This window comes from bacterium, from assembly GCA_016716565.1.
Taxonomy (GTDB): Bacteria; Bacteroidota; Ignavibacteria; order Ignavibacteriales; family Ignavibacteriaceae; genus IGN2.
The window spans coordinates 748,810-774,286 of record JADJWC010000002.1 but is presented as its reverse complement, the minus strand read 5'-3'; the positions used below and the strand labels follow the sequence as shown (position 1 = coordinate 774,286).

At 36.2% G+C, this 25,477-nt stretch carries 19 protein-coding genes and 1 pseudogene; 13 read left to right on the top strand and 7 right to left on the bottom strand.

From position 1 onward, the window contains the following. Positions 1 to 7: 7 nt before the first annotated feature. From IPM14_10305 to IPM14_10295, 3 genes and pseudogenes are all read left to right on the top strand, one after another. Positions 8 to 4,504 carry a hypothetical protein gene (locus IPM14_10305; GenBank protein MBK9098484.1) on the top strand — a complete coding sequence of 1,499 codons (4,497 nt, stop codon included), beginning with the start codon at positions 8 to 10 and terminating at the stop codon, positions 4,502 to 4,504. Next, positions 4,504 to 6,602 (top strand): annotated as a pseudogene (gene rnr / locus IPM14_10300) (ribonuclease R). The gene IPM14_10305 and the pseudogene rnr overlap by 1 nt, the downstream one beginning before the upstream one ends. Beyond that, positions 6,602 to 9,790 (top strand): PD40 domain-containing protein, encoded by a 3,189-nt coding sequence (locus tag IPM14_10295; GenBank protein ID MBK9098483.1) that lies wholly within the window; start codon positions 6,602 to 6,604, stop codon positions 9,788 to 9,790. The pseudogene rnr and the gene IPM14_10295 overlap by 1 nt, the downstream one beginning before the upstream one ends. Positions 9,791 to 9,838: 48 nt before the next feature. Here the strand turns inward: IPM14_10295 and IPM14_10290 are convergent, their stop codons facing one another. Further along, positions 9,839 to 10,105: a zinc ribbon domain-containing protein gene (locus IPM14_10290; protein ID MBK9098482.1), complete on the bottom strand. Its 267-nt coding sequence runs from the start codon at positions 10,103 to 10,105 to the stop codon at positions 9,839 to 9,841. Positions 10,106 to 10,206: 101 nt separating this feature from the next. On the opposite strand from IPM14_10290, the gene IPM14_10285 reads away from it, so the two are divergent. The 9 genes from IPM14_10285 (at position 10,207) to IPM14_10245 (ending at position 17,178) form a co-directional block, all read left to right on the top strand. Further along, positions 10,207 to 10,905 carry a hypothetical protein gene (locus IPM14_10285; GenBank protein MBK9098481.1) on the top strand — a complete coding sequence of 233 codons (699 nt, stop codon included), beginning with the start codon at positions 10,207 to 10,209 and terminating at the stop codon, positions 10,903 to 10,905. Positions 10,906 to 11,012: 107 nt separating this feature from the next. Continuing rightward, positions 11,013 to 11,960, top strand: coding sequence for a ribose-phosphate pyrophosphokinase (locus IPM14_10280; protein ID MBK9098480.1), 948 nt, complete (start codon positions 11,013 to 11,015; stop codon positions 11,958 to 11,960). A gap of 17 nt (positions 11,961 to 11,977) precedes the next feature. After that, positions 11,978 to 12,625, top strand: coding sequence for a 50S ribosomal protein L25 (locus IPM14_10275; GenBank protein ID MBK9098479.1), 648 nt, complete (start codon positions 11,978 to 11,980; stop codon positions 12,623 to 12,625). A gap of 13 nt (positions 12,626 to 12,638) precedes the next feature. Next, the gene (locus tag IPM14_10270) at positions 12,639 to 13,241 is read left to right on the top strand and encodes an aminoacyl-tRNA hydrolase (protein MBK9098478.1); all 603 of its coding nucleotides are present in this window, start codon (positions 12,639 to 12,641) and stop codon (positions 13,239 to 13,241) included. An 18-nt stretch (positions 13,242 to 13,259) separates the two neighbouring features. Then, positions 13,260 to 15,446, top strand: a complete 2,187-nt coding sequence (locus tag IPM14_10265; GenBank protein MBK9098477.1) for a sodium-translocating pyrophosphatase — start codon at positions 13,260 to 13,262, stop codon at positions 15,444 to 15,446. 93 nt (positions 15,447 to 15,539) lie between these two features. After that, a complete protein-coding gene (gene rpsF, locus IPM14_10260) occupies positions 15,540 to 15,962 on the top strand; it encodes a 30S ribosomal protein S6 (GenBank protein MBK9098476.1) in 423 nt (140 codons plus the stop codon). Between the two features lie 33 nt (positions 15,963 to 15,995). Beyond that, positions 15,996 to 16,478 carry a single-stranded DNA-binding protein gene (locus tag IPM14_10255; GenBank protein MBK9098475.1) on the top strand — a complete coding sequence of 161 codons (483 nt, stop codon included), beginning with the start codon at positions 15,996 to 15,998 and terminating at the stop codon, positions 16,476 to 16,478. Positions 16,479 to 16,480: 2 nt separating this feature from the next. Next, positions 16,481 to 16,720 carry a 30S ribosomal protein S18 gene (locus IPM14_10250; protein ID MBK9098474.1) on the top strand — a complete coding sequence of 80 codons (240 nt, stop codon included), beginning with the start codon at positions 16,481 to 16,483 and terminating at the stop codon, positions 16,718 to 16,720. A 14-nt stretch (positions 16,721 to 16,734) separates the two neighbouring features. After that, positions 16,735 to 17,178 (top strand): 50S ribosomal protein L9, encoded by a 444-nt coding sequence (locus IPM14_10245; GenBank protein ID MBK9098473.1) that lies wholly within the window; start codon positions 16,735 to 16,737, stop codon positions 17,176 to 17,178. 69 nt (positions 17,179 to 17,247) lie between these two features. Here IPM14_10245 and rpmB read toward each other — a convergent pair whose 3' ends face one another. Further along, positions 17,248 to 17,487 (bottom strand): 50S ribosomal protein L28, encoded by a 240-nt coding sequence (gene rpmB / locus IPM14_10240; protein MBK9098472.1) that lies wholly within the window; start codon positions 17,485 to 17,487, stop codon positions 17,248 to 17,250. A gap of 216 nt (positions 17,488 to 17,703) precedes the next feature. On the opposite strand from rpmB, the gene IPM14_10235 reads away from it, so the two are divergent. Then, positions 17,704 to 18,315 carry a threonylcarbamoyl-AMP synthase gene (locus IPM14_10235; GenBank protein ID MBK9098471.1) on the top strand — a complete coding sequence of 204 codons (612 nt, stop codon included), beginning with the start codon at positions 17,704 to 17,706 and terminating at the stop codon, positions 18,313 to 18,315. On the opposite strand, the gene IPM14_10230 is transcribed toward IPM14_10235, so the two are convergent. From IPM14_10230 to IPM14_10210, 5 genes are all read right to left on the bottom strand, one after another. Beyond that, entirely contained in the window at positions 18,316 to 19,092 is a 777-nt protein-coding gene (locus tag IPM14_10230) for an SDR family NAD(P)-dependent oxidoreductase (protein MBK9098470.1), read from the bottom strand. A 115-nt stretch (positions 19,093 to 19,207) separates the two neighbouring features. Continuing rightward, positions 19,208 to 20,488 carry a T9SS type A sorting domain-containing protein gene (locus IPM14_10225; GenBank protein MBK9098469.1) on the bottom strand — a complete coding sequence of 427 codons (1,281 nt, stop codon included), beginning with the start codon at positions 20,486 to 20,488 and terminating at the stop codon, positions 19,208 to 19,210. Between the two features lie 18 nt (positions 20,489 to 20,506). Beyond that, on the bottom strand, positions 20,507 to 21,526 hold the full coding sequence (amrS, locus tag IPM14_10220) for an AmmeMemoRadiSam system radical SAM enzyme (protein ID MBK9098468.1): 1,020 nt from the start codon (positions 21,524 to 21,526) through the stop codon (positions 20,507 to 20,509). A gap of 23 nt (positions 21,527 to 21,549) precedes the next feature. Beyond that, positions 21,550 to 22,977 (bottom strand): pyruvate kinase, encoded by a 1,428-nt coding sequence (gene pyk, locus IPM14_10215; protein ID MBK9098467.1) that lies wholly within the window; start codon positions 22,975 to 22,977, stop codon positions 21,550 to 21,552. 5 nt (positions 22,978 to 22,982) lie between these two features. After that, entirely contained in the window at positions 22,983 to 25,439 is a 2,457-nt protein-coding gene (locus IPM14_10210) for an AAA family ATPase (GenBank protein ID MBK9098466.1), read from the bottom strand. Between the last annotated feature and the right edge of the window lie 38 nt (positions 25,440 to 25,477).

The following is a 25,477-nucleotide window of genomic DNA, read 5'->3' as shown; positions in this document are numbered from 1 at the left end:
AAGCGAAATGTTTTTCCGTAAAAAGTCGGATATAAAAAGACCACTCTTCAGGAGAATAATTAATTACTTCCTTGGTGCCGGAGTCGGACTTTTTGTGATTCTGCTGATTGCTTTCGGATACACACAAACATCATCATTCCGCAATTGGCTTAAAGATTTTATAATCGAGCAAGCCAACTCATCAACAAACGGAAAACTTTCGATTGGTAATTTGGACGGAACAATTTTCACATCTTTAATATTATCAAATACTGTATATACACTAGATCAGGATACAATTTTTTCTTCACAAAAAATTGAACTGAAAGTAAGTCCGCTGCGGGTTTTTCTTAAAACAATTTATTTACGCAAGCTTGAAATTGAAAACGCAAATATCTCGCTTCTTAAAGATGAAAATGGCGAACTGAATATTTCCAGAATTACTTCACCGGGAGAAGAAGAGGTTGAGGAAGTAAAAGACACTGTAACCACTTCGCAGCCATTCAGCTGGAAGATTGATGTTGCAGACCTGACTCTTAAAAACGTGAACTTCAAACATCAGACAATAGCAAACAAAAATAGTAACGTATATTATCCACAACCTTATATGGATGATTTGAGGCTTGAGAATTTAAATCTCTCACTCTCTGCTTCTGCAGATATCGCAGGAAACGAATACCAAATAATTATTTCTGAATTCAGTGCTTCTCCAAATCTGACTGGCTTTAAGCTTCTTAATTTGTCCGGAAATTTTGTTCTTCTCAGCGATATGGCGGGAGTAACTGATCTTAAAATTATTACCGAACGATCTTACATTTCACTGAATGCAGCAATCTCCGACTTTTATCTTTTTAACAGTGAAGAAGTTGATTTAAATAAGTCGCCTGTCAGGGTTGAAATGAGTGCAATGAATTTTGATTTCGATGATCTCACAAACTTTATTGATGGAACGGATATTCTGAAAGGCAGTATTGAAACTCACGTAACAGCGCAAGGAAATTTATCCGAGCTTGAACTTGAAAATCTCGAAGTGAAATTTAATGAAACGAATCTTAATGCATCGGGCTTTATTCAAAATGTGCTAGGCGGTGACCAGATGATGATAAGCGTGAAATTCCGTGATTCGTATATCAACCAGGATGATGTCACAAACTTGCTGCCTTCCATCGGAATTCCAACTTATAAAGATTATGGAGTTCTTCAGTTTGATTCACTCTCTTTTGAAGGAAAGCCTCTTGATTTCTCTGCTAATATGCTTCTTCAAACGGAAAAAGGAGGAATTAGCGGGCTGGTAAAAATGAATTTGTCAGGTGACGAAATTGAATATGATTATCAAATCAAAACCACTGATCTTAATCTAAAACCTGTTGCCGGATTGAATTCAAATCTTAATTTAACAGGCAGCTTAAAAGGGAAAGGTTTTTCGCCTGAAAATCTTGAAACATCAATACAAATTGAAGCAGATGAGTCAACAATTGAAGAAATATATTTCAGAGATTTTAAGATTAATGCTGATGGTTCTGACGGGATAATTAATACTGCGATTTCCTTCAATTCAGCTGAAACTCAAGGCAGCCTCGATGCTCAGTTTAATTTCGCAGACACGACTTCCACGAAATACAATTTTAATATGCTGCTTGCCGGATTCAACCTCGATGACTTTGTTAAGGAGAGCGGAATAAATACGGAACTGAATATTAAACTTACCGGAGACGGTGAAAATTTTGACCAGGATCGTCTGAACTTGTTTGCTATTCTCGAAATTGACAGTTCAAGGCTTGATGACATTAACATAGACAGCACAACTTTAATTGCAGATATCAGAAGCGGAGAAAAGAACAGAGTAATAAACATTATATCAGATTTAGCTGATCTGACTATTTCAGGCGAGTTCACATTGGCTGAAGCGATAGAAGTAATTTCGAATGAAATACAGCTTGTCTCGAATTCAATACAAAATAAAATTGAAAAAATTCAACCGCCGGATTTTAGGAAAATCAATACACAACCTGTAGTCAATGTTCAATCAAAAAATCTTGAAACTTATGAACCAGTAAAAAGGTTGGACGCCCAGTACCTCCTCGAACTAAAATCATTTGAGCTGCTTTCACTTTTTCTTGGCAATGCTGAAATTGAAGTTGACGGTGAAATCACGGGGAAACTTGCAGCGATTGGCGACACAACCATTTTAACTCTTGATACAAAAATTGATCAGATGAAATACTGGGATGGAGTTGAACTTTATTATTTATCGGATTTTGATTTCGCGGCTGAAATTAATAGTCAATTATATGCAGATACTTTTGATGGATTTTCCGCAGACATTAATGTGGATGCAAAAAGGATTTTTATCGGAGGCGAAATAAGTGATTTAAAATTCGATCTTAATTTTGATGGCAATGATGCACAAATTGGTCTTGATGTTACTTACGATTCAGACACAAAACTAAATTTAGCCGGAGGACTCTTTATTAATGAGGGTTTTGTTGATGTAAACTTTAACCAATTTCGTGTTAGTTATATTGATTTTGACCTTGCTAATGACAGCGATTTAAAATTCAGCTACTCGAATGACAGTTTCAATTTCGAATCATTTAAACTTGTGCACAATGGCGGTACTCTTGATCTGAACGGCATTTTATCGCTAAGCGGCACAGAAGATCTAAGGTTCAAACTCCAAACATTTAAGATTAAAGACTTAAGTACAAATCTTCTCGGTATTAGTCCCGATCAGTCTTTTGGTGGAGAACTTAATCTTGATTTCGTTATGACGGGTACAGCACAGAATCCTTTAATGAAACTGGAATATTCTATTGACTCGCTTAAAATTCAAAATTACAGTCTAGGTTCAATACAAAGCACTGCATCGTATGAATCTAAGCTACTTGAATTCGATGTGGATTTTCTCGCACTAAAAAATGAACAGCAGAATAAAAGCCTTGGCATCGAGGGCAGTCTTCCAATCGATCTTTCATTTTATGCAGAAAAGAGAAATACCGGTAGTGATGTTGTTGATATAAAGCTATTCGCTGACAATTTTGATCTGCGGTTTGCGGGCGGCTTTTTTCCGGGTATAAAAAATATGCGAGGATTGCTCAACGGAAATGTAAGTGTTTACGGTCCGTATGGAAATATTTTAAATGATGGTGAACTGACAATTACTAATTCATCTTTCATCCTCGAAGTTGTGAATCTGACATATCTTCTCGATGCTAAAATTAATTTTATCGAGAATAAGGTAATTCTGACCAGCCTTAATTTAAGTAATGAGAGCAATATGAGGGACGGAGGCACGATAACAGCATCAGGAGAAATTGCTCATCATAATTTTTCGATTGAAAATATAAATATGCGCGCTTCCGGCGAACTAAAATTATTTGATCAGCGTTCGAAGGCTGTCAATCCTTCACTTTATGGTGATATTGCTGTAAGGACAAACAGTGATTTAATCTTTACATCAACAAAAGAACGAAACTATCTGAACGTTGATCTGATTTTGAAGAATGGTGCTAACGTAACATATTCACCGACTCAATCTGCATTTTCGAATGAGAACGATAAATTCACTTATGTATTTTCTGCACCGGTTGATGAGGATATACTTGAGAAAGAAATAGATAGTCTTATTCTCATTGCTGAGCAGAAGAAGGAAGAGCTTGAATCAGAATCTGAAATACCGTTTGATTTTGATTTCAAAATTGAGGTTGAAAAAGAAGCAAAAGTAATTTTTGTTCTTTCAAGAGAATTCAAGCAGAATCTTACTGCTTATCTCGGAGGGAAAGTGGAATATTCTGAAATCAACGAGCTTCCGATAGCAAAAGGTGAATTAACACTGCTTGATGGATCCAAACTGGATTTTATTAAAACCTTCCAGGCGAACGGCAATATTAGATTTCTTGATGAGATTGATAATCCTTATGTCGATGTTACAGCGACTTATGAAAGTTTTTACAGTCCTGATACTGTTCGCACCGGTACAAATGAATGGGATGTGCGTATAATTATTAAACTGGAAGGACCTGCTAAAAGTATAACTGCAAATTTTCTACAGGACGAAAACAATATATCAGTTTACAGAAGCAGAAGGAACGCAAATCAATATGAGCTTGATGCAACCAAGACAGGATCAGATGCAATGTTTTTCATTATTGTGAATAAATTTCCTGAAGATGCATCGATGCAGGAATCTAACTTTGCCGCATCAACTGCAGCATCTCTCGCGGGCTCCATTGTTGGGTCAGTGCTAAATGAAAAACTTGGAGATGTAGTAAGAAGTGTAAATGTACAGCAAGTTGGTACAGAAACTCAGTTCAGTCTTATTGGCAAAGTAGCTGATTTCAGATACGAGATCGGAGGCACGTCTCAGGTCTTCCAGGATCTCAGCCGAGCAAATGTAAAAATTGAACATCCATTATTCTTCCCTAATTTTATCATACGGTTCGATAGAAGAGAACCGCCTTATCAATCATCAACCTACAGCGAAATGATCAATGAGCTCGGGTTGAAATATAGTTTTGTTTTTTAATGAAAAACCAGATCAAAGCTTTCTTTAAAGAAAATCCCAGCCGTTCCTTTAAATCGAAGGAAGTCGCAAAAAGATTAAAAATAAAGGATGACAGAACATATCTTTTATTAAAAAATGAATTACACAAACTGGAATCAGAACAGTTTCTTTCAAAGAATGGCAAGCGATACAAATTGTACACTCTTCCGGATTCCAACAGGCTGATAGGCTATTTTAATTTGAATGATGGCGGTTATGGATTTGTTACTCCCAAAAATTCAAAAACCGGTGACATATTTATTGCTGCCAGAAACATCAATAATGCATTTCATGGTGATAAAGTTGAAGTTGTTCTCTTCGCAAAGCAAAAAGGGAAAAACCTTGAGGACAAATAACCAAAATAATCGAGAGGAAGCGTAAGGAAATTGTTGGACAGTTGAAGAAGAGCAAATCTTTTTACTTTGTTACTCCGGATGATCCAAAGATTCATCGTGATATTTACGTTGACGAAAAAAGTCTGAAGGATTCCAAAACCGGAGACAAAGTTGCTGTTGGAAGTATTTCCTGGGAAGATAGAATGCTCAATCCGGTCGGTGAAATCGTTGAAGTAATAGGGAAAGAGGGGACACTGCAGGCTGAAGTTACATCGATTGCTCGTGAGTTTGGCATCCCGTTTTTATTTAAAGATAAAACTCTTGACGAAGCTGAAAGTATAAATATTGATATTACTGAGTACGAAGTAAACAAGCGGCTCGATTTCAGAGATAAAAATGTTTTCACTATTGATCCTGTTGATGCAAAAGATTTTGATGATGCACTTTCAATAGAAAAACTTGAGAATGGTAATTTCAGAGTTGGTGTTCATATTGCAGATGTTAGCCATTATGTAAAACAGGGAACATCAACAGATAAAGAAGCATCCGAAAGAGGGAACAGTGTTTACTTTGTAGGTAAAGCAATTCCAATGCTTCCTGAAAAGCTATCAAATAATATTTGTTCTCTGGTGCCAAATGAAGACCGGCTTACATTTTCAGTAATTTTTGAAATTACTTCCAAAGCTGCAATTCTTAATCATCAAATATCGAAAACAATAATAAACAGTAAACGAAGATTCACTTACGAAGAAGCTCAGCAAATAATTGAATCAGGAAGCGGTGATTTTTCAGACGAAATAAATCTGATAAATGAGCTTGCAAAGAAACTGCGGATACAGAGAATGAAATCGGGCAGTTTTGAATTCTTCACTCCCGAAGTCCAGTTTAAACTTGATGAAAAAGGATTCCCGATTGATGTCATCAAAAAAGAAATAAAAGAAAGCAACATGCTTGTTGAAGAATTTATGCTTCTCGCAAACAAGACAATTGCTGAACGAATTTTTTCGAGAGGTGATATTCCTTTTGTTTACAGGGTGCACGATTATCCCGATGAAGAAAAAATAAATGAGTTTGCCAGGTTCGTTAAGTCACTGGGTTATACTTTCAATCCAAAAGGAGGAAAAGCTGCCAGTCAATTCAATCAGTTGATGAAGCAAGTCCACAGAACAGAAGAAGAAGGAGTTATTAATGAGCTTGCTGTTCGTTCAATGGCAAAAGCAATTTATTCAACAAAAAATATTGGTCATTATGGATTAGGTTTTAAAAACTATACTCACTTCACTTCACCAATAAGAAGATATGCTGATCTTCTTGTTCACCGGATTTTAGACAAAACTTTAGTCTCAAAATCTGGAAGAAATTATTCTCTTGACCATTTAGATAAAATTTGCGAACATATTTCTGCGACTGAAAGAACAGCTATGGAAGCTGAGCGTCGTTCAGTTAAATTGAAACAAATTCAGTTTCTGCAGGATAAGCTTGGGGAGGAGTTTCATGCAGTAATTTCGGGGGTTGTAAATTATGGCATTTTTGTTGAATTAACTGATATTTTAGCAGAAGGATTGATAAGAGTAAGAGATTTGGAGGGAGATTTTTATGTTTTGGATGAAAAAAAATATTCATTAATTGGTAAGAGAACTAAAAAGCAATTTCGGCTGGGTGATAAAATTACAGTTAAACTTGTCCGGGTTGATACAGATAATCTTGAACTGGATTTTATAACTACAGCAGACGAATCAAACTGATGTTGAAAACGATATTAAAAATACTTACAATTTTGTTTTTTGTGCAGATCACTGTGTTTGCACAGTTTGGAAAGAACAAAGTTCAGTACAAATATTTTGACTGGTATTACGTCCAGACAAAACACTTCGATATTTACTTCAATAATAACGGCGAAACTCTTGCTGAGTTTACCGCCCATGCTTCAGAAGATGCGTTAGCAAAAATACTTGAGAGTTTTAATTACTCGCTGAATAATCGTGTAACGATTATTATTTACAACTCACAGAATGATTTTCAGGAGACAAACGTTACTGATTCCTATCTCAGTGAAGGAATAGAAGGATTTACAGAGTTATTCAAGAACAGAGTTGTAGTTCAATTCCATGGTTCGTATAAACAATTCAGACATCTGATTCATCACGAGCTTGTTCACGCAGTTATAAACGATATGTTTTATGGCGGCTCGCTTCAAAACATAATTTCAAACAACATTACAGTTCAGATTCCCCTTTGGTTCAACGAAGGAATGGCTGAGTATCAGGCTCTCGGCTGGGATGAAGATACAGATATGTTTATAAGAGATGCTGCGATAAATGAATATCTGCCGGACGTGGATAGATTATCCGGTTACTTTGCTTACCGTGGTGGTCAGGCGGTTTTTTATTATATCGCAAGAAGATATGGTAAAGAAAAAATCAGTGAGATTATAAATGCGATGAGAAGTCTTGGTAATGTAGACGCCGCATTCAAACAGACTATCGGACTTAACGTAAAAGAATTCAATGAGAGATGGAAAAAAGATATAAAACGCGTCTACTGGCCAGATGTTGAGACAACGCAGGATCCTGATGAATTTGCCAAACGATTAACTGATCCTGACGGAGAAGAAAGTTTTTATAATACAAGTCCTGCCATCTCTCCACAAGGTGATAAAATTGCCTTCATAACAAATCGTGATTTCTTTTTTAGTTTGTATATAATGGATGCGAATACCGGCGAAATCATTACAAAGCTTGCAGAAGGTAACCAATCTCCGAATTTTGAAGAGTTAAATATTCTGACACCTGGATTAACCTGGTCGCCGGATGGATCTAAAATTGCTATTGCGGCTTTAAGTCACGGCTACGATGTTATCTATGTTTTTGATGTGGAAGAAGAAGAATATATCACACTCCCAATTAAGATGGATGGGGTGCAAAGTGTCATCTGGTCATGGGATGGAAAGCAGCTTGCATTTATTGCTCAAAATTCAAAGCAGACAGATATTTACACTTACGATTTCGATACGAAAGAAATTAAAAATTTAACTGACGATATATTTACAGAAAAAGATCCCAACTGGTCCCACGATGGCAAAACAATTTATTTTTCTTCAGACAGAAACAGTTATAAAAATATTAAAGATGTGCCAGCCGGATTCAAAATTTATAAGCATGATTTTTCACAAATGGAAATTTATGCACTTAATGTAGAGACAAAAGAAATTCAAAGAATTACAGATCTTCCCAACAGTAATGAAACTACGCCAATAGTCAGTCCCGACGGAAGTAAAATTTTATTCATATCAGATCTGAATGGTATAAATAATATCTACAGGAAAAATTTAGTTTTCTCTTCTAATGACGATTTTGTTAATGATATAAAGGATCTTAAACCTGTCCCGGTTACAAACTCACAATCAGGTTTGTATCAATTATCTGCATCAAAAGATGGGAAGAAGCTTGCGTTCTCATCACTTTACAAATCATCGTTTAACATATTTTTGCTTAACAATCCTTTTGAATCAGAGCTTGACATTAAAGAATTGCCTTTAACCAAATACAGACAAGGTAAATTAGACCTTGATGCAGCTCCGTTAAATTTATCAGATCAGGGTGATGATACGGCAAAAGATAGTTCAGATTTTAATCCATCGAACTTCTTCACCGGAAGTTACACTGATACCACAAAAAAATATGGCGACTCTGTTACAGTTGATTTTGGAAATTATGTGTTCGGAACGGAACAGGTGGCAGTATCAGATGAAGAAGAGACCGATACTCTCGGTTTAATTGATAACCTTGATGAACGTGGTAATTTTAAGGTAAACAAGTACAGAATAAATTTTGCACCAGATCTTGTTTATGCAAATGCCGGATACAGTACGCTTTATGGACTAATCGGAACAACCGTTATTTCTTTCAGTGATGTGCTGGGGAACCATCGTTTGATTGGTGTTACTGGGCTTCAGGTAGATTTGAAGAACAGCGATTACGGTTTAGCTTATTATTATCTCGCAAAAAGAATTAATTGGGGAATTGAAGGATTTCACACCGCAAGATTTGTCCGTCTTTTGAGATTTGATCCACGAGGATTCTATACTTCAAATTTATTCCGGTATAGGAACTTTGGAATTTCAGGCTCAGCCAGTTTTCCATTAAACAGATTTTACCGATTCGATTTTGGAGCCAGTGTACTCAATGTTACAGGTGAAAACCTTGACAATGTATTAGAACCTACTGAGAATGTTACTTTCACTGTACCACAGGTAAGTTTTGTTCACGATAATGTTCTATGGGGGTATACCGCACCAATCCAGGGAACACGATACCGTTTTGATGTTTTTGGAAATCTTGGTGTCACTGATCCGAATAAGAGTTTCTATTCAATAATTGGCGATATGCGTACTTATTTAAGATTCTTCTATGATCATTCACTTGCTTTAAGATTATCCGGAGGTTATTCAGGCGGTGAAAATCCACAACGATTTTTTATCGGAGGGACTGAAAACTGGATTAACAGAACTTTCGCAACAACTGAAGTTCCAATTGAATCAGCATCAGATTTTGCTTTTTTAACTGCAGTTCTTCCTTTAAGAGGATATGATTACTCCGAAAGAATTGGAACAAGATATCTCCTCGCAAATATGGAGTTGAGATTTCCTTTAATTCGTTACTTGCTCACCGGAGGTTTACCTCTTTTATTCAGCAATGTCATTGGTGTAGCATTCGTTGATGCAGGTGCTGCCTGGTACGATAATAGTAAAATCAGGCTCTTCTCGAGAAATAATGCCGGCAATATAATAACAGATGATTTACTTGTTGGAACAGGAGTCGGTGCGAGAGTTTACTTCCTTTATTTCCTGCTACGTTTTGATGTTGCCTGGGCATATAATGTTGAAGGTTTCTCCAGTCCTAAATTTTATTTTTCACTGGGCGCAGATTTTTAATTTCTGCTTAATTAAAAAATATTCGCTCGAACAAATTCAACTAAAAAATCATTCTTTACTTTTAGTTTCTGATTTTTTCTCCCCAGCTGGCGGTGTAGTGTTGGACTTACTGCTGTTTTTATTCTGAGAAGAATTACTCTTGTAGTCAGTTTGATAGAAACCGCTTCCTTTAAATATCGGACCAGCACCTGTCCCGATAATCCTTCTTAGTATTCCCTTACATTCGGGACATTCTTTTAATGGCTCAGCAGTCATGGGTTGGAAGTATTCGAATGTATAGCTACAGTTTGTACATTTATATTCATAAGTTGGCATTATTAATCTCTATTGTTACAAATCAAATTATTAAAGTAAGCGAATTTAATTTTTTTTCTCTAAATTTGATTAGTCATCTTACAAGTAGATTCAAAATAATTATGAATACGGCTAATTTCTATTCTTCTAAAAAAATAAAAATCTTTCTTTTACTGCTTCTTTCTGCAATAATTACAAGTTTTAACGGATGTCTGAACTATTACCAGGAAGTAACTCTTTATCCTGATGGCTCCGGTAAGATGAACATTGACTATTGGATGAAATTCACAAATGAAGAAAGCGAAAAAGTAGTAGAAAATCTCGGGATATTTAATCCAGATTCCATTAGGTCGGGTTTTCATTCGGCTTACAGTACTGTTGACGAAGTGAGCGTTTACAAAGACTCAACAGATTCAACCACACATGCCATCATTGAAGTTTCATTTACGCATATTGATTCATTAAACAAAACAAAAGTATTTGCCGAGTATAATTTTTCATTCCAGCAAAAGAGTAAAGATCAAATTATGTTCAGTCAGTTTATTCCGCCAATAGCAACAGGATTCGGAATAGACGCAAGTACTTTCAGCGTTACATACAGGTATAAAATTCCGGGGGATGTACTCTCACATAACGCTCAGGAAATCTCTGGAAAAACACTAACCTGGAAATACAAGCTCTCTGAAATAGGAGGAGGAAAAACGATTTCAGTTGTTTTTCAGCCTTATAAGCTAAAAGAAACACCAGCATGGATTTATTTTCTATCCGGTGCTGTATTGCTTTTAGTATTATTCTTTTTATTGAAAAAGAGAAAAAGCTAATATTTATCATTCAAAATCAGCTTATTACAACCTCATAAATTTATTGACATAACAATAGGCTTTACCTATATTTGTCCTCTATTTTTTTAAAGAAAATCCACGATTTTATGGCAACGAATGATTATATGATTTTTGCTGGAAGTTCAAATCTTCCGCTGGCAAAAAAAATTGCTACCAGAATTGGAAAGCCTCTAGGAGCAATTGAATTGAAACGTTTTAGTGACGGTGAGATTTGGGTTAAGTTTGGAGAAAATATCAGAGGATTGGATGTATTTCTGATTCAATCCACCAATCCGCCATCAGATAGCTGGATGGAACTGCTTATAATGATTGATGCAGCTAAGCGTGCTTCTGCAAATACTATCACTGCGGTAATTCCCTATTTCGGTTATGCAAGACAGGATAGAAAAGATCAGCCAAGAGTTGCAATAACCGCAAAACTTATGGCAAATCTTTTAACAGTAGCCGGTGCAAGTCGCATAATCACAATGGATTTACACGCAGCTCAAATTCAGGGATATTTTGATATTCCCTTTGACCATTTGTATGGTTCTTCTGTTTTTAAAGATAGAATTGAACTTTACAGAAAAAATCTGGTTGTTGTTTCTCCTGATGTTGGGGGAATCAAAATTGCAAGAGCTTATGCAAAATTACTTAACTGTGGCTTAGTTGTTATTGATAAAAGACGTCCTAAACAGAATCTGGCTGAAGTGATGAACATTATCGGAGATGTAGAAGGTAAAGATATTTTAATTGTTGATGATCTTATTGACACTGCAGGAACTTTTGTCGGTGCAATTGAAGCATTAAAAGAAAAGGGTGCTCTTGATATTTATGGTGCAATAACACATTCGGTGCTTTCCGGTCAGGCTTTGGAAAGAATCAGTAACTCTAAAGTAACAAAGCTTTTTGTAACTGATACAATAAATACACCGGGAATTGAAGGTGTGGAAAAAATTCAAACAATTTCTTCTGCGGAACTATTTGCTGAGGCGATTCGCAGAACATTTAATAACGAATCTATTAGTTCATTATTTCATATTGATAAAGGTTAACAGGAGTTGTAGCCAAAATGGAAAAAACAATGTTAAAAGCTTCGGAGAGAAAAGATTTTACAAAATCCGGAACCAGGAAAAACAGAAAAGAAGGTAATATACCAGGTGTCTTCTATTCAAAGAATAATAAACCACTACATGTAAGTGTAGCTGATAAAGCAATCAATCCGCTGGTATTCACTTCAAAGACGCATCTGATTTCGCTTGTGCTTGATGGCCATGAAGAATATGAGTGCATTATTAAAGATGTGCAGTTTGATCCTGTTACAGATAGAGTCATTCACTTTGATTTGCTGGGACTTACAAAAGGAGAAAAGATAAAACTTGAGATTCCGGTTCAACTCGTTGGTTCGCCGATTGGAGTTAAAGAAGGAGGAATCATTCAGCATGTAATGCATAAAATTGAAGTCGAATGTTTACCGCGTAATATTCCCGAACATATTGTAGTTGATGTTTCAGGCTTAAAGCTTGGCGATTCAATTCATATTGGTGATTTGAATATTCAGGATATTGAATTTACTGATCCAAAAGAATCGCTGGTAGTGCAGGTTACTCATGCTAAGATAAAAGAAGAAGCTGCCCCAACGGCTGAAGGTGCTGCCGAAGAGCCAAAGGAGCCTGAAGTTATATCTAAGGGTAAGCAGGAAGAAAAAGAAGAAGAATAAATTCCAGTTTGCTTTGCGGGTTATATTTGGAATTGGAAATCCCGGCATTCGGTATGAATATACCAGGCATAATGCCGGATTTTTATTGTTAGACTTCTTCGCTGAAAAGAGATCACTCAAGTTTAAATCTGCTCAAGGTGAGTACCTCGAAGCTGTCGGTTTTATTAATGATGAAAAATTTGCTTTGATAAAACCAGTTACATTTGTTAATAACAGCGGGATTGCTGCAAAACAGGTTCTGGAAAATTACGAAATTGAGTCTCAGGATTTTCTTGTGGTTAGTGACGACGTGAATTTAAAAAATTTTGCTTTAAGAGTTCGACTTTCGGGAGGAGATGGAGGGCATAACGGTTTAAGTTCAATCATTTACCATCTTGTAACAGATCAATTCCCTAGAATACGAATTGGAATCGGGGGTAATCCTGAAGACGTAGCTTTATCTGAATATGTCCTCTCAAAATTAACTGAAAGTGAATTGGACTTACTTAAAGAAACTTTTCAAAAAGGTACTTTACTAATTGAAGAATTTATCATCGGTGGTTCAAAAAAAATGCTGGAATCAAATAGTATTTTAATGAAATCAGAAAATCAAAATAATTCTAACCAAACTATTTAAAACACTAGGGAGAAAATTATGCCATCATTCTTTTATATTATTCCTTTCTTTGGAGTGATAGCACTTATATTTACGTTTTATAGATCATCCTGGATTAGCAAAAAAGATCCCGGTACAGAAAAAATGAAAAAAATTGCCAGCCACATATCCGAAGGTGCGATGGCGTTTTTGAAGTCTGAATACAAAGTACTTTCAATCTTCGTTATTTGTGTGGCGATATTACTTGCTATTTCTGCAGACCCCAATGACTCTTCACCATTAGTAGCAATATCTTTCATAGTGGGCGCACTTTGTTCAGCTCTTGCTGGATTTATTGGGATGAAAGTAGCAACCAAGGCTAACGTAAGAACTACAAATGCTGCGAGAACCAGTCTTGGTAAAGCACTTGAAATCGCTTTTGCAGGTGGCTCGGTTATGGGAATGGCTGTAGTTGGTTTAGGTGTGCTTGGACTTGGAATTCTTTTCGTGATTTACGGAGATTTATTTGGAGTGGGAGATGTTACAAATCTGCACAGAGTTATTACAGTTATAACAGGATTTTCGTTTGGTGCGTCTTCAATTGCATTATTTGCCCGTGTTGGAGGTGGTATTTACACAAAAGCTGCCGACGTTGGTGCTGATCTCGTCGGGAAAGTTGAAGCTGGAATTCCTGAGGATCATCCTCTGAACCCGGCAACCATTGCTGATAATGTTGGAGATAATGTGGGTGATGTTGCAGGTATGGGTGCTGACCTTTTTGAATCCTATGTCGGTTCAATTGTTGGTACAATGGTGCTTGGTGCTGCATTCTTTGGATTGCCCGAATTTCAGGGAAGCTTTAATGGGTTAGGTGCAATACTTCTTCCTTTGGCAGTGGCTGGTGTCGGAATAATAATGTCAATATTAGGAACTTTTTTTGTTAGAGTTAAGGAGGGTGGTGATCCTCAGAAGGCATTAAACCTTGGTGAGTTCGGCTCTTCATTTTTAATGATCGTTGCTTTGTACTTTATAATTGATTGGATTCTACCTGCCCGATGGACTTATGATGATCCATTGTACGGAACCACTTATGAGATCACATCACTAAATATTTTCTTCGCAACTGTGATCGGTCTTGTTGCTGGTGTGTTGATAGGAGTAATAACGGAATTTTTCACTGGATTTGGAAAACCACCTGTTAAGTCGATTGCAAGACAGTCATTAACGGGAACAGCGACTAATATTATAGCCGGCTTAAGTAATGGGATGTTCTCTACTGCAATACCAGTAATAATAATTGCAATATCGATCATTGCAGCTTTTTACTTTGGTGGATTATACGGAATTGCAATAGCAGCAGTTGGTATGCTTTCGAACACGGGAATTCAACTTGCTGTTGATGCATACGGACCGGTTTCTGATAATGCCGGTGGAATAGCTGAGATGTCAAAACTTCCTAAAGAAGTAAGAGAAAGAACAGATAAACTCGATGCTGTTGGAAATACTACAGCGGCGATAGGAAAAGGATTTGCAATTGGTTCTGCAGCATTAACTGCACTTGCATTGTTCGGTGCATTCATGCAGGCTGCAAATATCAGGACAATAGATATATCAAAAGCTGGTGTTATGGCTGGTTTGTTTGTAGGTGGAATGCTTCCGTTTTTGTTTTCAGCTTTAGCAATGAGTGCTGTTGGTAAAGCAGCTATGGCGATGATTGAAGAAGTAAGAAGACAATTCAAAAATATTCCTGCATTAACAAAAGCTCTTGCCATTATGAAGAAATACCATGGTAAAGAACAGAGAGAATGGTCTAGTGAAGATATTAAAACATTTGAAGATGCGGATGGGGCTGCTGAGTACGGTAAGTGCGTTGCAATTTCAACACAGGCTGCTATTAGAAAAATGGTTATTCCTGGTTTATTGGCAGTTATAACTCCTGTTCTGGTTGGTTTTGGTGGTGGAGCTGAAATGCTCGGCGGACTGCTAGCAGGTGTTACTGTAACCGGCGTATTAATGGCAATTTTTCAGGCGAATGCCGGTGGAGCCTGGGATAATGCTAAGAAAATGTTTGAGAGCGGATTTGAAGTAAACGGAGAAAAATATCTCAAAGGCTCTGACCCGCATAAAGCTGCTGTAGTTGGCGATACTGTCGGCGATCCTTTTAAGGATACTTCAGGTCCATCCCTGAATATTTTAATTAAGTTAATGGCTGTAATTTCACTTGTTATTGCTCCATTAATTAAATAGATTTGACGCCCAAAAGAATAGTATTTTTTATAAACCCTGCTTCTTTCAATACGATTGAGAGAGGCCTAAAGTCCAAAGGGAGATCTTTTATAAATGAATAATCGTGTATACGAAAGTGCCATTCTTATTAATGCAGCACTTGATGACGAAGCAATAAAAATTCTCATCTCAAAAGTCAAAGAGACTATTACAAACAACGGGGGAGACATACTTGAAATAGAAGATTGGGGAAGAAAAAGACTTGCTTACCAGGTTAAGAAAAGCAAGATCGGATATTATGCAATCTTCAGATTCAAGTCCCAGCCTGATCTGATCCCCAAGCTCGAAAGATATTATCAGTTAGATGAAAGTATTTTAAGATATCTAACTATCACGCTTTCAAAAGATGCACTCGAACAAATTGAAATCGATAAATCTCTGTTACCTCAGTTAGTAGAAGAAGTGGAACAAATACCTGTCGTTCCTCCGGAAGAAGCTGATGAGGATGATGTAGAGACACCCGTAACTGACGTATAAACAATAACTAATGATAGTATGGAGGATTAAACCATGGCCGATTTGAAAATGCCGGAAATTAATTATGTGATAGTCGCCGGCAACTTAACCAAAGACCCGATCTTTAGAGAAACAACTAATAAGACACCAGTTGTCAATTTTTCTTTGGCTTCAAACAGAAGATTTAAAGACAGCAGTAACCAATGGCAGGAAGACGTTTGTTATGTTGGGATTGTTGCCTGGAATAAACTTGCAGAAAGTTGTAAAGAAAGACTAAAAAAAGGTTCAGCAGTTTTAGTTGATGGTGAATTGCAGAGCAGAACTTGGAAAACCGATGATGGTCACAACAGAAGCATCGTTGAAATAAAAGCAAGAAGAATTCAATTTTTAAATAAAAGAGGAAAATTTGTAGATGCAGAAGTGCTTGAAGAGGATGATAATTCTGTAGTTACAGACGAAAATGATGTTGATTACACAGAGGACTCATTTGATAAATTCCTTTCAAACGAAGAATCTGATTTAATGAAGGATAAATAATTATGATGACTCAAAAGAAAGAAATAAAAACAAAAAAAATCTGCCGTTTTACACAGGCGAAAATAAAATACATTGATTATAAAAATGTAAAACTACTTCAGAAATTCGTCTCTGAGCAGGGCAGAATTATTCCAAAAAGAATTACAGGAACAAGCTCAAAGTATCAGCGACAGCTTGCTATTGCTGTTAAAAGAGCTCGTCATATGGCTTTGCTGCCATACGTTTCTGAAAGTATCAGATAGCAAAAGGAGATAAGATGAAAGTAATACTAAGACAAAACTATGAGCCCCTTGGTCAGGTGGGAGATGTTGTTGACGTTAAAGACGGTTATGCGCACAACTTCCTTTTACCGAGAAAGATAGCATACATTGCCCTCGATGGAAATTTAAGAGCACTTGAGGATGAGAAAAAAGCCGTGCTTAAGAAAGCTAAGCATGAGTTGCATGCTGCCGAAAATCTTGCAACCGAATTGGAAAAAGTATCCATTACGATACCCGTTCAAGTTGGTGAAGAAGACAAGATTTTTGGAACCGTCACTTCTCAGATGATTGCTGACAGTTTAAAAGAAAAAGGTTATGAAATTGATAAAAGAAAAATTGAAATTGATGAAGCTATTAAAACACTTGGTATTTACGGTGTAAATGTAAAACTGCATCCAAGCGTAAGTGCAAAAGTGAAAGTCTGGGTTGTTAGAGAGTAGACATTTTTGATATGCAGAAAAAAAGGGAAGCAATTTGCTTCCCTTTTCATTTTAAATATTTGACTTGCATCAATTAACTTTAATTTTTTTCTCCCTGATCACCTTTGCAAGATCAGCAGTTCCGTTTTTACTTATTGTCTTTAACGATTTAGCGGATAATTTGACGGTAACTTCGCGGTTCAATTCCTGAACCCAGATTTTTTTCTTCTGCAAATTGGGTAAAAATCTTCTTTTAGACTTATTATGAGCATGCGATATACTGCTGCCGTATCTGGGACCAACTCCTGATACCTGACATTTTCTGGCCATTATTTACTCCTTTTATATCAAAAACTTTGAAATTTTGAGCGCTAAATATAAAGATTTTTTTCTTAAACAAAACTTTATTTTGACAATATTCATTGTACTTTAATTTTATTGAAAAATCATCTTTTGAATTGAAAAAGTCTGGTAAAGTTTTATCTTAGCGCCTATATTTTACTTCTTATCAATAATTATTTACTATGGTAATATTACGAGGTTCTTATGGACTATTATGAATTACATCCTGTTAATCCTGAGTTGAGGTTTATTAACAAAGCTATAAATATTCTTAAAGAAGGTGGTGTGATTATTTATCCGACTGATACAGTTTATGGTATAGGCTGCGATATTTTTAATAAACAAGCGTTAGACAGGGTGAAGCAAATTAAAGGTAATTCGGATATCAAATTGCTCAGCTTCATTTGTCCAAACCTAAAAGATATTTCCAATTACGCCAGAGTTTCCGATTATGCATATAAGACCATGAAAAAATTGCTGCCTGGTCCATACACTTTTATTCTCCCCGCAGCTAAAAATGTTCCCAAAAAATTATGGAGTAAAAGGAAAACTGTTGGAATCAGAATTCCTGATCATCCAGTAACTTTAAAGATTGTTGAAGGATTGGGGAATCCAATTGTAAGCACGAGCACAACTACCCGTAAAGGAGAGTTACTTATCGATCCGATGGAAATTAGATCTGTTTTCGATTTTCAGGTTGACCTGATGCTTGCATCCGGTAATCTTAGCGGAAAACCATCAAGCGTTATTGATCTTAGCGGTGATGAACCGGTAATCGTTCGTGAAGGTGCTGGCGATATTTCGTTATTTGCCTGATTATTTTTCCTTCCTTATTACCTGTGTTGATGAAGCCTGATATAATGGAGTTAATATTACCTGGTTGATGTTTACATTTCCCGGTCTTGTAGCACAGAACAAAACAGTCTCTGCTATATCTTTTGGGATTAATGGTTTAATTCCTGTGTAAACTTTTTTTGCTCTTTCTTTGTCTCCCCTGAACCTTACAATGCTGAATTCTGTTTCGACCATTCCCGGATCGACACTTGTTACTTTTATTCCCTGATCCAGTACGTCATAACGAGTTGATTGGCTTAATGCTTTTACAGCAAATTTTGTTGCTGCATAAACATTTCCGGAAGGATATACATCATGTCCGGCTGTTGAACCGATATTAATTATTTGCCCTTTTTTTCTTTTGACCATCAAAGGGAGGACGTGTCTTGTTACATAAGCCAATCCTTTAATATTTGTATCGATCATCTCATCCCAATCATCTTTTTTGCCTTCGTGGATTTTATCCAGTCCGCGTGAAAGACCTGCATTGTTCACAAGTATATCAATCTTTTTCCAGCTTGTATCTAGTGAATTAACTGCTTTTTCAACTTGATCGTAATTCCGAACATCAAGTTGAATACACTTGACTTTAATTCCATGATCTTTTTCTAATTTCTCTGCAAGTGATTTCAATCTTTCGATTCTCCTTGCAGTTAAAATCAGGTTTGATTTTTCTCTTGCAAATACTTCTGCGCAGGCTTTTCCGATTCCTGCAGAAGCACCTGTAACAAGTGTTAATCTATTCTTTAATAATTCCATAAAAGATTAATATGATTTTTAAATGTTGTACTCAAAATAACTTATTCATAAAATCTTCACAACAAAAAATCCAAACATAAAATTTGGGTATTTCAAGAAATTGCTTTTTTGTAATCTACTTTAAGTAAATCATTTTTTTTGTTTGAACAAAATGACCTTCCTCACCCGAAGTTGAAATCTTATAAAAATAAATCCCCGAAGATATTTTTAAGTTTGTCAATGCAGGATTAAACTCGAAAGCATAACTTCCAGTAAGTTGTTCTTCGTTTACTAAAGTTGTAATCTCGTTTCCAAGAACATCATAAATTTTAAGTTGAACATATTGTTTGCTGTTTATTTTGTATTCAATATTTGTTAGTGGATTAAAAGGATTTGGATAGTTCTGGTATAACACAATTTCATTCGGTTGAATTATTTCACCAACTGAATTTATACCTCCTCCGTTGGATGTAAATAATATTGCACCATTGTCACCAACTGAATAGCCAATAGAATCATATCGAAAGCTTATCGCATTGAGAGAGTTTGTAATACTTGTAAATTGTTGTGTCCAATTATCACCGTGATCAATTGATTTGAATATTTTTCCGTCGCTGCCGCAAACAAATAATATTTCATTTAATGCTTTGATATCATTTGGAATATATGGTCCCGGAACAAAAGAATAAATTGGTCCCCATGTTGTATCAGAATCGGTTCTTCTTAATAACAGTGATGCTGGCCCGGGATTTCCATTCCAACCAACTAAATATTGATTATTATCGTAAAACTCTCCACCAGTTAAAATATCCCATGCCGGAATTATTGGATTTTCATATATATTCCAAGTAGTTGAAGGAAAAAAAGAAACTCCAGTATTGTATGTTGTTGCAATATAAGCTAAAGGAGCATGAATACTTGGCGAATCGTAATTGAATCCAACTGCTATTAACGGCTGTGTAGGAAAAATTAGAGTAAGGTTCCATGTGTTTCCATCATCTGATGAATAGAGGATGTAGCCATTTTCATCACCGATAATAATATTTGGTCCCCCAAAATAAATTTCCCTATAAGAAACATTTAAAAAATTACTTAATGAAATTGTAGAATTCCAATTTCCCCCGCCATCAGTCGTTCTGCAAATAACTTCGTTGCCAACAGCAATTCCATTTTCATTATCACGGAAAGAAACTGCATTTAATCGATTTGGTGTTCCGCTGTTTATTGAGATCCATTCACTACCGTTGTTCGAAGTTTTTAGAATTGTTCCATTGTTCCCAATTACAATTGCAGATGTTTGATTTAGAATAAACACATCATTTAAATTTTCAGTTGTTCCGCTGTTTTGTGTTTGCCATTGTGGAAATAGTAGTGAATTGAAAGCTGATAAAACGAGAAGAAGTGTAAAATATTTCATTTTAAATCTCCTTTTTTATTAATTGTTAAAAACTCCCTCTATTTTTTCACCGCAGGATTTACAAGCTCCATTTACTAATTTGTTTGAAATAACTGAATGCCAGTCTCTCTTAATTAATTTTTCATTGCAGTTTGGACAATAAGTTGTTTGTCCTTCTGTGTTGTGAACATTGCCAACATAGCAATACTTGATTCCCAAATCCATCGCAATTTTTCTTGCTCTTGTAAGAGTTTTTTCGGGGGTTCTTTCTTTATCTCTCATTTTAAAGTCAGGATGAAAAGCAGTGAAGTGTAATGGAACACTATCTCCAAGATTTTTGAGAATCCAGTCACATTCTTGGTTTACTTCTTCAGCAGAATCATTCTCATCAGGAATTAGTAATGTTGTTATTTCAAACCAAACATCAGTTTCGTTTTTTAACCAGACGAGCGTGTCAAGCACATCATCCAAATGTGAATAAGTATTTTTCCAGTAAAATCTTTCAGTAAATCCTTTCAAATCAACATTGGCCGCATCAATGTATTTATATACATCCTTTCGTGCTTCTTTATCAATATATCCTGCTGTTACCATCACAGACTTTATTCCTTCTTCTTTTGCAATCTTCGAAATATCAATTACATACTCACCAAAGATTGTCGGATCGTTGTAGGTAAAAGCAATTGAAGGTGAATCGTATCGTTTAGCCAGATTCACCACATCCTCCGGTGAAGCTTCAAATGAATTGAGATCATCAAGTTTAGCTTTGCTCATTGACCAGTTCTGACAAAACTTGCATCCGAGATTACAGCCTGCTGTACCGAAACTTAAAATTGTTGAACCGGGAAGGAAATGATTGAGTGGTTTTTTTTCGATTGGATCAATAGCAAATCCGGTTGGCCTTCCATAACCGATTGAATAAAGTTTTCCACCAATGTTTTGCCTTATATAACAGAAGCCTGGCTGGCCATCTCCAATTTTACAATATCTTGGACAAAGAGTGCAAAGGATTTTGTTTCCTTCTGTTGGTTCCCACCATTTTGCTAAAACTTTATCCATCGTATTTACATTTTACTTTTAGATTACATAACCTCAAAGTGAAGAAAATCGCTTCTGCCTTTTTCAGAGAACGGTGCGCGGGATAAAAATATAACAAGCTCTCCTTTATTTACAAGTCCCGCGTTCAGTATTAAAATTTTTGCTTCTTCAATTGCCGCGTTTTGTTTATCAATTTTATTTATGAAAAGAGAATTGACTCCCCAGCGGAGACAAAGATTATTCATTGTCTCGAAACTGTCTGAAATGGCGATGATTTTTGCAGCAGGACGAAACTTTGCCAAGCCTCTTGCTGCTCTTCCCTTATATGTGAACACAACGATTGCATTTGCTTTAATTTGTTCCGCCACAGAGGTTATTCCTTTCAGAACGGAATCAAATAAATTTTCCTCCAATGCTTCCGGTATCTGGAATTTTAAATTTTCATTCAAGATGTAATGCTGTTCGGCATTAATGATGATATCATTCATCATCTTGACTGTTTCTACTGGATACTTACCAACAGAAGTTTCACCGCTGAGCATAACGACGTCGGTTCCATCCCAGACTGCATTAGCCACATCTGCTGCCTCGGCGCGTGTCGGTATTGGTGAGTTTATCATTGACTCAAGCATCTGTGTTGCAGTAATCACCAGCTTACCTGTTTCATTGCATTTTTTAATAATCTCTTTTTGAATGACAGGAACTTTTGCCGGAGATAACTCAACTCCGAGATCACCACGAGCTACCATAATTCCATCAGAAGCATTTAAAATAGAATCGAATGAATCTATCGCTTCTTTCTTTTCAATCTTTGCGATGATGGGAACTGGCGTTCCTTTTTTGTTTAGCCATTCTTTCAATTTCAGAATATCATCTGCTTTCCTTACAAATGATAGAGCGATATAGTCAATTGGTTTATCACTTAGATATTCGAGATTTTCAAAATCTTTTTCTGTAATTGAAGGTGTCGATAACTTCATCCCCGGAAGGTTCATTCCTTTACGCGGAGAAAGGATTCCGCCGTTCTCGATTTCACAAACGACGGACCTTTCATTTTTACTTACAATTTTTAGCCTGATCAGGCCATCATTGATAAGAATCAAATTGCTGAGTTCAGCATCTTTCTGTAAATCTTTATAAGATGTGGAAATGATTTTATCGTCCCCAATTATATCATCAGTCGTAATCTCAATCTTGTTGCCTGAGAAAATTTCAATCTGCTTTTCTTCCAATTCACCGATTCTGATTTTCGGTCCCTGAAGATCAGCAAGAATTGCGAGTGAGGAGTTGAGTTCAGTTCTTGCAGTATGAATATTTTCAAACAACGATGAATAGAAATTATGATCACCATGTGACATATTAAGACGAACAGCGTCGACACCCGAAGAAATCAATTGTTTAATTTTTTCTACGCTCGAAGTTTCGGGTCCGAGCGTCGCAAGAATTTTTGTTTTAGCCTTACTGAAGCTCAATTCAATTACTTCCGTCTCTTTTTTCTTGTTGTTTTAGTATTATCGTCTTTGATCGCACGGGATTTTTTATACATCTCCTTCAGTTTATTTTCTACCAAATCGAAAACAGAATTCTTTTCATAACCTTTTGCGGTTTTCTTTCCTGCCTTTACTCCAGTTAAAATTTCAATTCCTTCTTCAATTCTTGAAATTGGATAGATATGAAATTGCTTTTTTTGAACAGCTTCAATTACTTCTTCGCTCAGCATTAATTCTTTGACATTCTGGATCGGGATAATTACTCCTTGTTTTCCCGTAAGCCCTTCATGTTTACAAACTTCAAAAAATCCTTTCACTTTTTCATTTACACCCCCGATTGGTTGAACGTCACCTTTTTGATTGAGCGAACCAGTCACTGCAATACCTTGTTTGATTGGTAATCCTGACAAAGTCGAGAGCAAAGCATAAATTTCTGCACAGGAAGCGCTGTCGCCATCAACAGTTCCATAAGATTGTTCGAATACCAAATTCACATTGAATGCCAAAGGAATATCCTGACCAAAAGTTTCCTTGAAATATCCTGAAATAATTAGAACACCTTTGTTGTAATGCCTTCCGCTCATTCCTGCTTCACGTTCAACATTGATGATATTTCCGCTTCCTAGCGAAACGGTTGCTGTAATTCTTGTTGGTCTTCCGAATGAATAAAAATCTGCTTCATAAACAGCAAGACCATTTATCTGTCCGACTCTTTCTCCGGTTGTGTCCATAAGGAATGTGCCGTCTTCATACATTTCTGAAATTTTAGATTCAAGCATTCCGTGCCTGTTGACAGCATTTTTGTAAGCCTTTTTTATATGTTCATCATTTACAGTGTCAAATCCATCATCATTTGCCCAGAAATTTGCTTCACGTGCTATATCTGCAATTCTGGAAAAGCGAGTCGTTAGTTTGTTCTTTTGTCCGGCGAACACCGCAGCGAGTTCCATAAGATATGCAATTGCCGATCTATCAAATTCTTTTAGTTTTTCTTCTTTGATTAATTTTTTTATAACTCGTGCATATTCTGTTAATACTTTGTCAGACCTTTTTATTTCATAATCAAAGTCAGCTTTTATTTTGAACATTTTTTTAAAATCATACTCGTAAGCAGAAAGCATAGAATAAACATACTGGCTGCCTATTAGCAGAACTTTTAGTTCAATGTCAATAGGTTCCGGCTTTAGTGTTGATGTTGACATTTGGAAAATTGTTGGTGAATCCTGGAACTCGAGTTTGTTGTAAGTCAGTACGCGCTTTAAAGTTTTCCATACTCCGGGTTCTTCAAACAAATGCATAACATTAAGAACAATGTAGCCGCCGTTTGCCCGCAGAAGAGAACCAGCTTTAATATTTGTGAAATCACTGAAGAAACTTCCTCTGCCGTCGCTGATTCTTTCAACTGCTCCAAAAAGATTTGAGTATGTTGGTGAAGTTTCAACTATTATCGGACATTCATTCGTGTCAGAGTTGTCAAGTATGATATTAACATTATACTCCTTGAAGTAATCAATGATAAATCCTTCTTCGGTTGTTTCGCCAACAGGTTTTGCACCTTTAAATATTTGTACGTTTTCAAGTATATTTTTTTCTACCTGATCAAGGTAGTCTACAACTTTCGGATCGTTGAATTTTTCCTGGAGGTTATCAATTATTCCTTTTACTACGTTAACGATGCTTCCTCTCTCAAGTGCCTGCAGTTTATCCTGGAATTCTTCGCTTGTCTTCAAACCTTTTTTGAATAATATCTGAAGTTCCTGCTGATGATCGTTATATTTTTTTATTATTTCCTGAGCTTGTTCCTGGGTGATGTTGCCCAGTTCAATCTGTTCATTCAACTGGAAGACGGGAACAGGTTTGTCTTTTATTATCGGCATTATGTCTGGTCGAGCAATTTCACCCATTTTAACCTGGCCGAGTGAGAATCCAACTTTTTTCATTTTTGCATCAAACTCTTGCATAAGTTCCTGCTCTTTTTGCGTGTAGTCAGAAACTATTTTTTTCTTTCTTTCGATGTAATCTTCACTTTCCAGTGCTTGCGGGATTTGTCTCTTCAGGATTTCTATTGCATGAAAAAGATTTTTTCTGAAGACTTTTGCTTTCCCTTTTGGGAATTTTAGAAGTGTCGGCCTATCGGAATCTTTAAAATTATTTACGTATGCATAATCAAAAAGCGGCGGACAATCGGCACCAATCGTTTCAAGCATTTGCTTTACCGTAGTTGCTTTTCCTGAACCAGACATTCCGCAAATAAAAATATTATAACCCGGAGCTCTCATTTCAACTCCAAGTCTCATTGCTTTTAATGCTCGTTCCTGACCAAGAATTCCCTCAATTGGTTTTAAGTCCTGTGTTGAATCAAACTCTAAAATTTCCGGGTCACATTTCCATCTTAATTCTTCAGGAGAAAGTTCTTTGTGTTTTTGAGATTTCGGATAAGTCATATTGTATACCTTATTATTTAAATATGGTTGGTATTTTT

Coding starts and splice junctions, on each gene's coding strand:
- IPM14_10305 (MBK9098484.1), top strand. CDS start 8: ATGTTTTTCCGTAAAAAGTCGGATATAAAAAGACCACTCTTCAGGAGA.
- IPM14_10295 (MBK9098483.1), top strand. CDS start 6,602: ATGTTGAAAACGATATTAAAAATACTTACAATTTTGTTTTTTGTGCAG.
- IPM14_10290 (MBK9098482.1), bottom strand. CDS start 10,105: ATGCCAACTTATGAATATAAATGTACAAACTGTAGCTATACATTCGAA.
- IPM14_10285 (MBK9098481.1), top strand. CDS start 10,207: ATGAATACGGCTAATTTCTATTCTTCTAAAAAAATAAAAATCTTTCTT.
- IPM14_10280 (MBK9098480.1), top strand. CDS start 11,013: ATGGCAACGAATGATTATATGATTTTTGCTGGAAGTTCAAATCTTCCG.
- IPM14_10275 (MBK9098479.1), top strand. CDS start 11,978: ATGGAAAAAACAATGTTAAAAGCTTCGGAGAGAAAAGATTTTACAAAA.
- IPM14_10265 (MBK9098477.1), top strand. CDS start 13,260: ATGCCATCATTCTTTTATATTATTCCTTTCTTTGGAGTGATAGCACTT.
- rpsF (MBK9098476.1), top strand. CDS start 15,540: ATGAATAATCGTGTATACGAAAGTGCCATTCTTATTAATGCAGCACTT.
- IPM14_10255 (MBK9098475.1), top strand. CDS start 15,996: ATGGCCGATTTGAAAATGCCGGAAATTAATTATGTGATAGTCGCCGGC.
- IPM14_10250 (MBK9098474.1), top strand. CDS start 16,481: ATGATGACTCAAAAGAAAGAAATAAAAACAAAAAAAATCTGCCGTTTT.
- IPM14_10245 (MBK9098473.1), top strand. CDS start 16,735: ATGAAAGTAATACTAAGACAAAACTATGAGCCCCTTGGTCAGGTGGGA.
- rpmB (MBK9098472.1), bottom strand. CDS start 17,487: ATGGCCAGAAAATGTCAGGTATCAGGAGTTGGTCCCAGATACGGCAGC.
- IPM14_10235 (MBK9098471.1), top strand. CDS start 17,704: ATGGACTATTATGAATTACATCCTGTTAATCCTGAGTTGAGGTTTATT.
- IPM14_10230 (MBK9098470.1), bottom strand. CDS start 19,092: ATGGAATTATTAAAGAATAGATTAACACTTGTTACAGGTGCTTCTGCA.
- IPM14_10225 (MBK9098469.1), bottom strand. CDS start 20,488: ATGAAATATTTTACACTTCTTCTCGTTTTATCAGCTTTCAATTCACTA.
- amrS (MBK9098468.1), bottom strand. CDS start 21,526: ATGGATAAAGTTTTAGCAAAATGGTGGGAACCAACAGAAGGAAACAAA.
- IPM14_10210 (MBK9098466.1), bottom strand. CDS start 25,439: ATGACTTATCCGAAATCTCAAAAACACAAAGAACTTTCTCCTGAAGAA.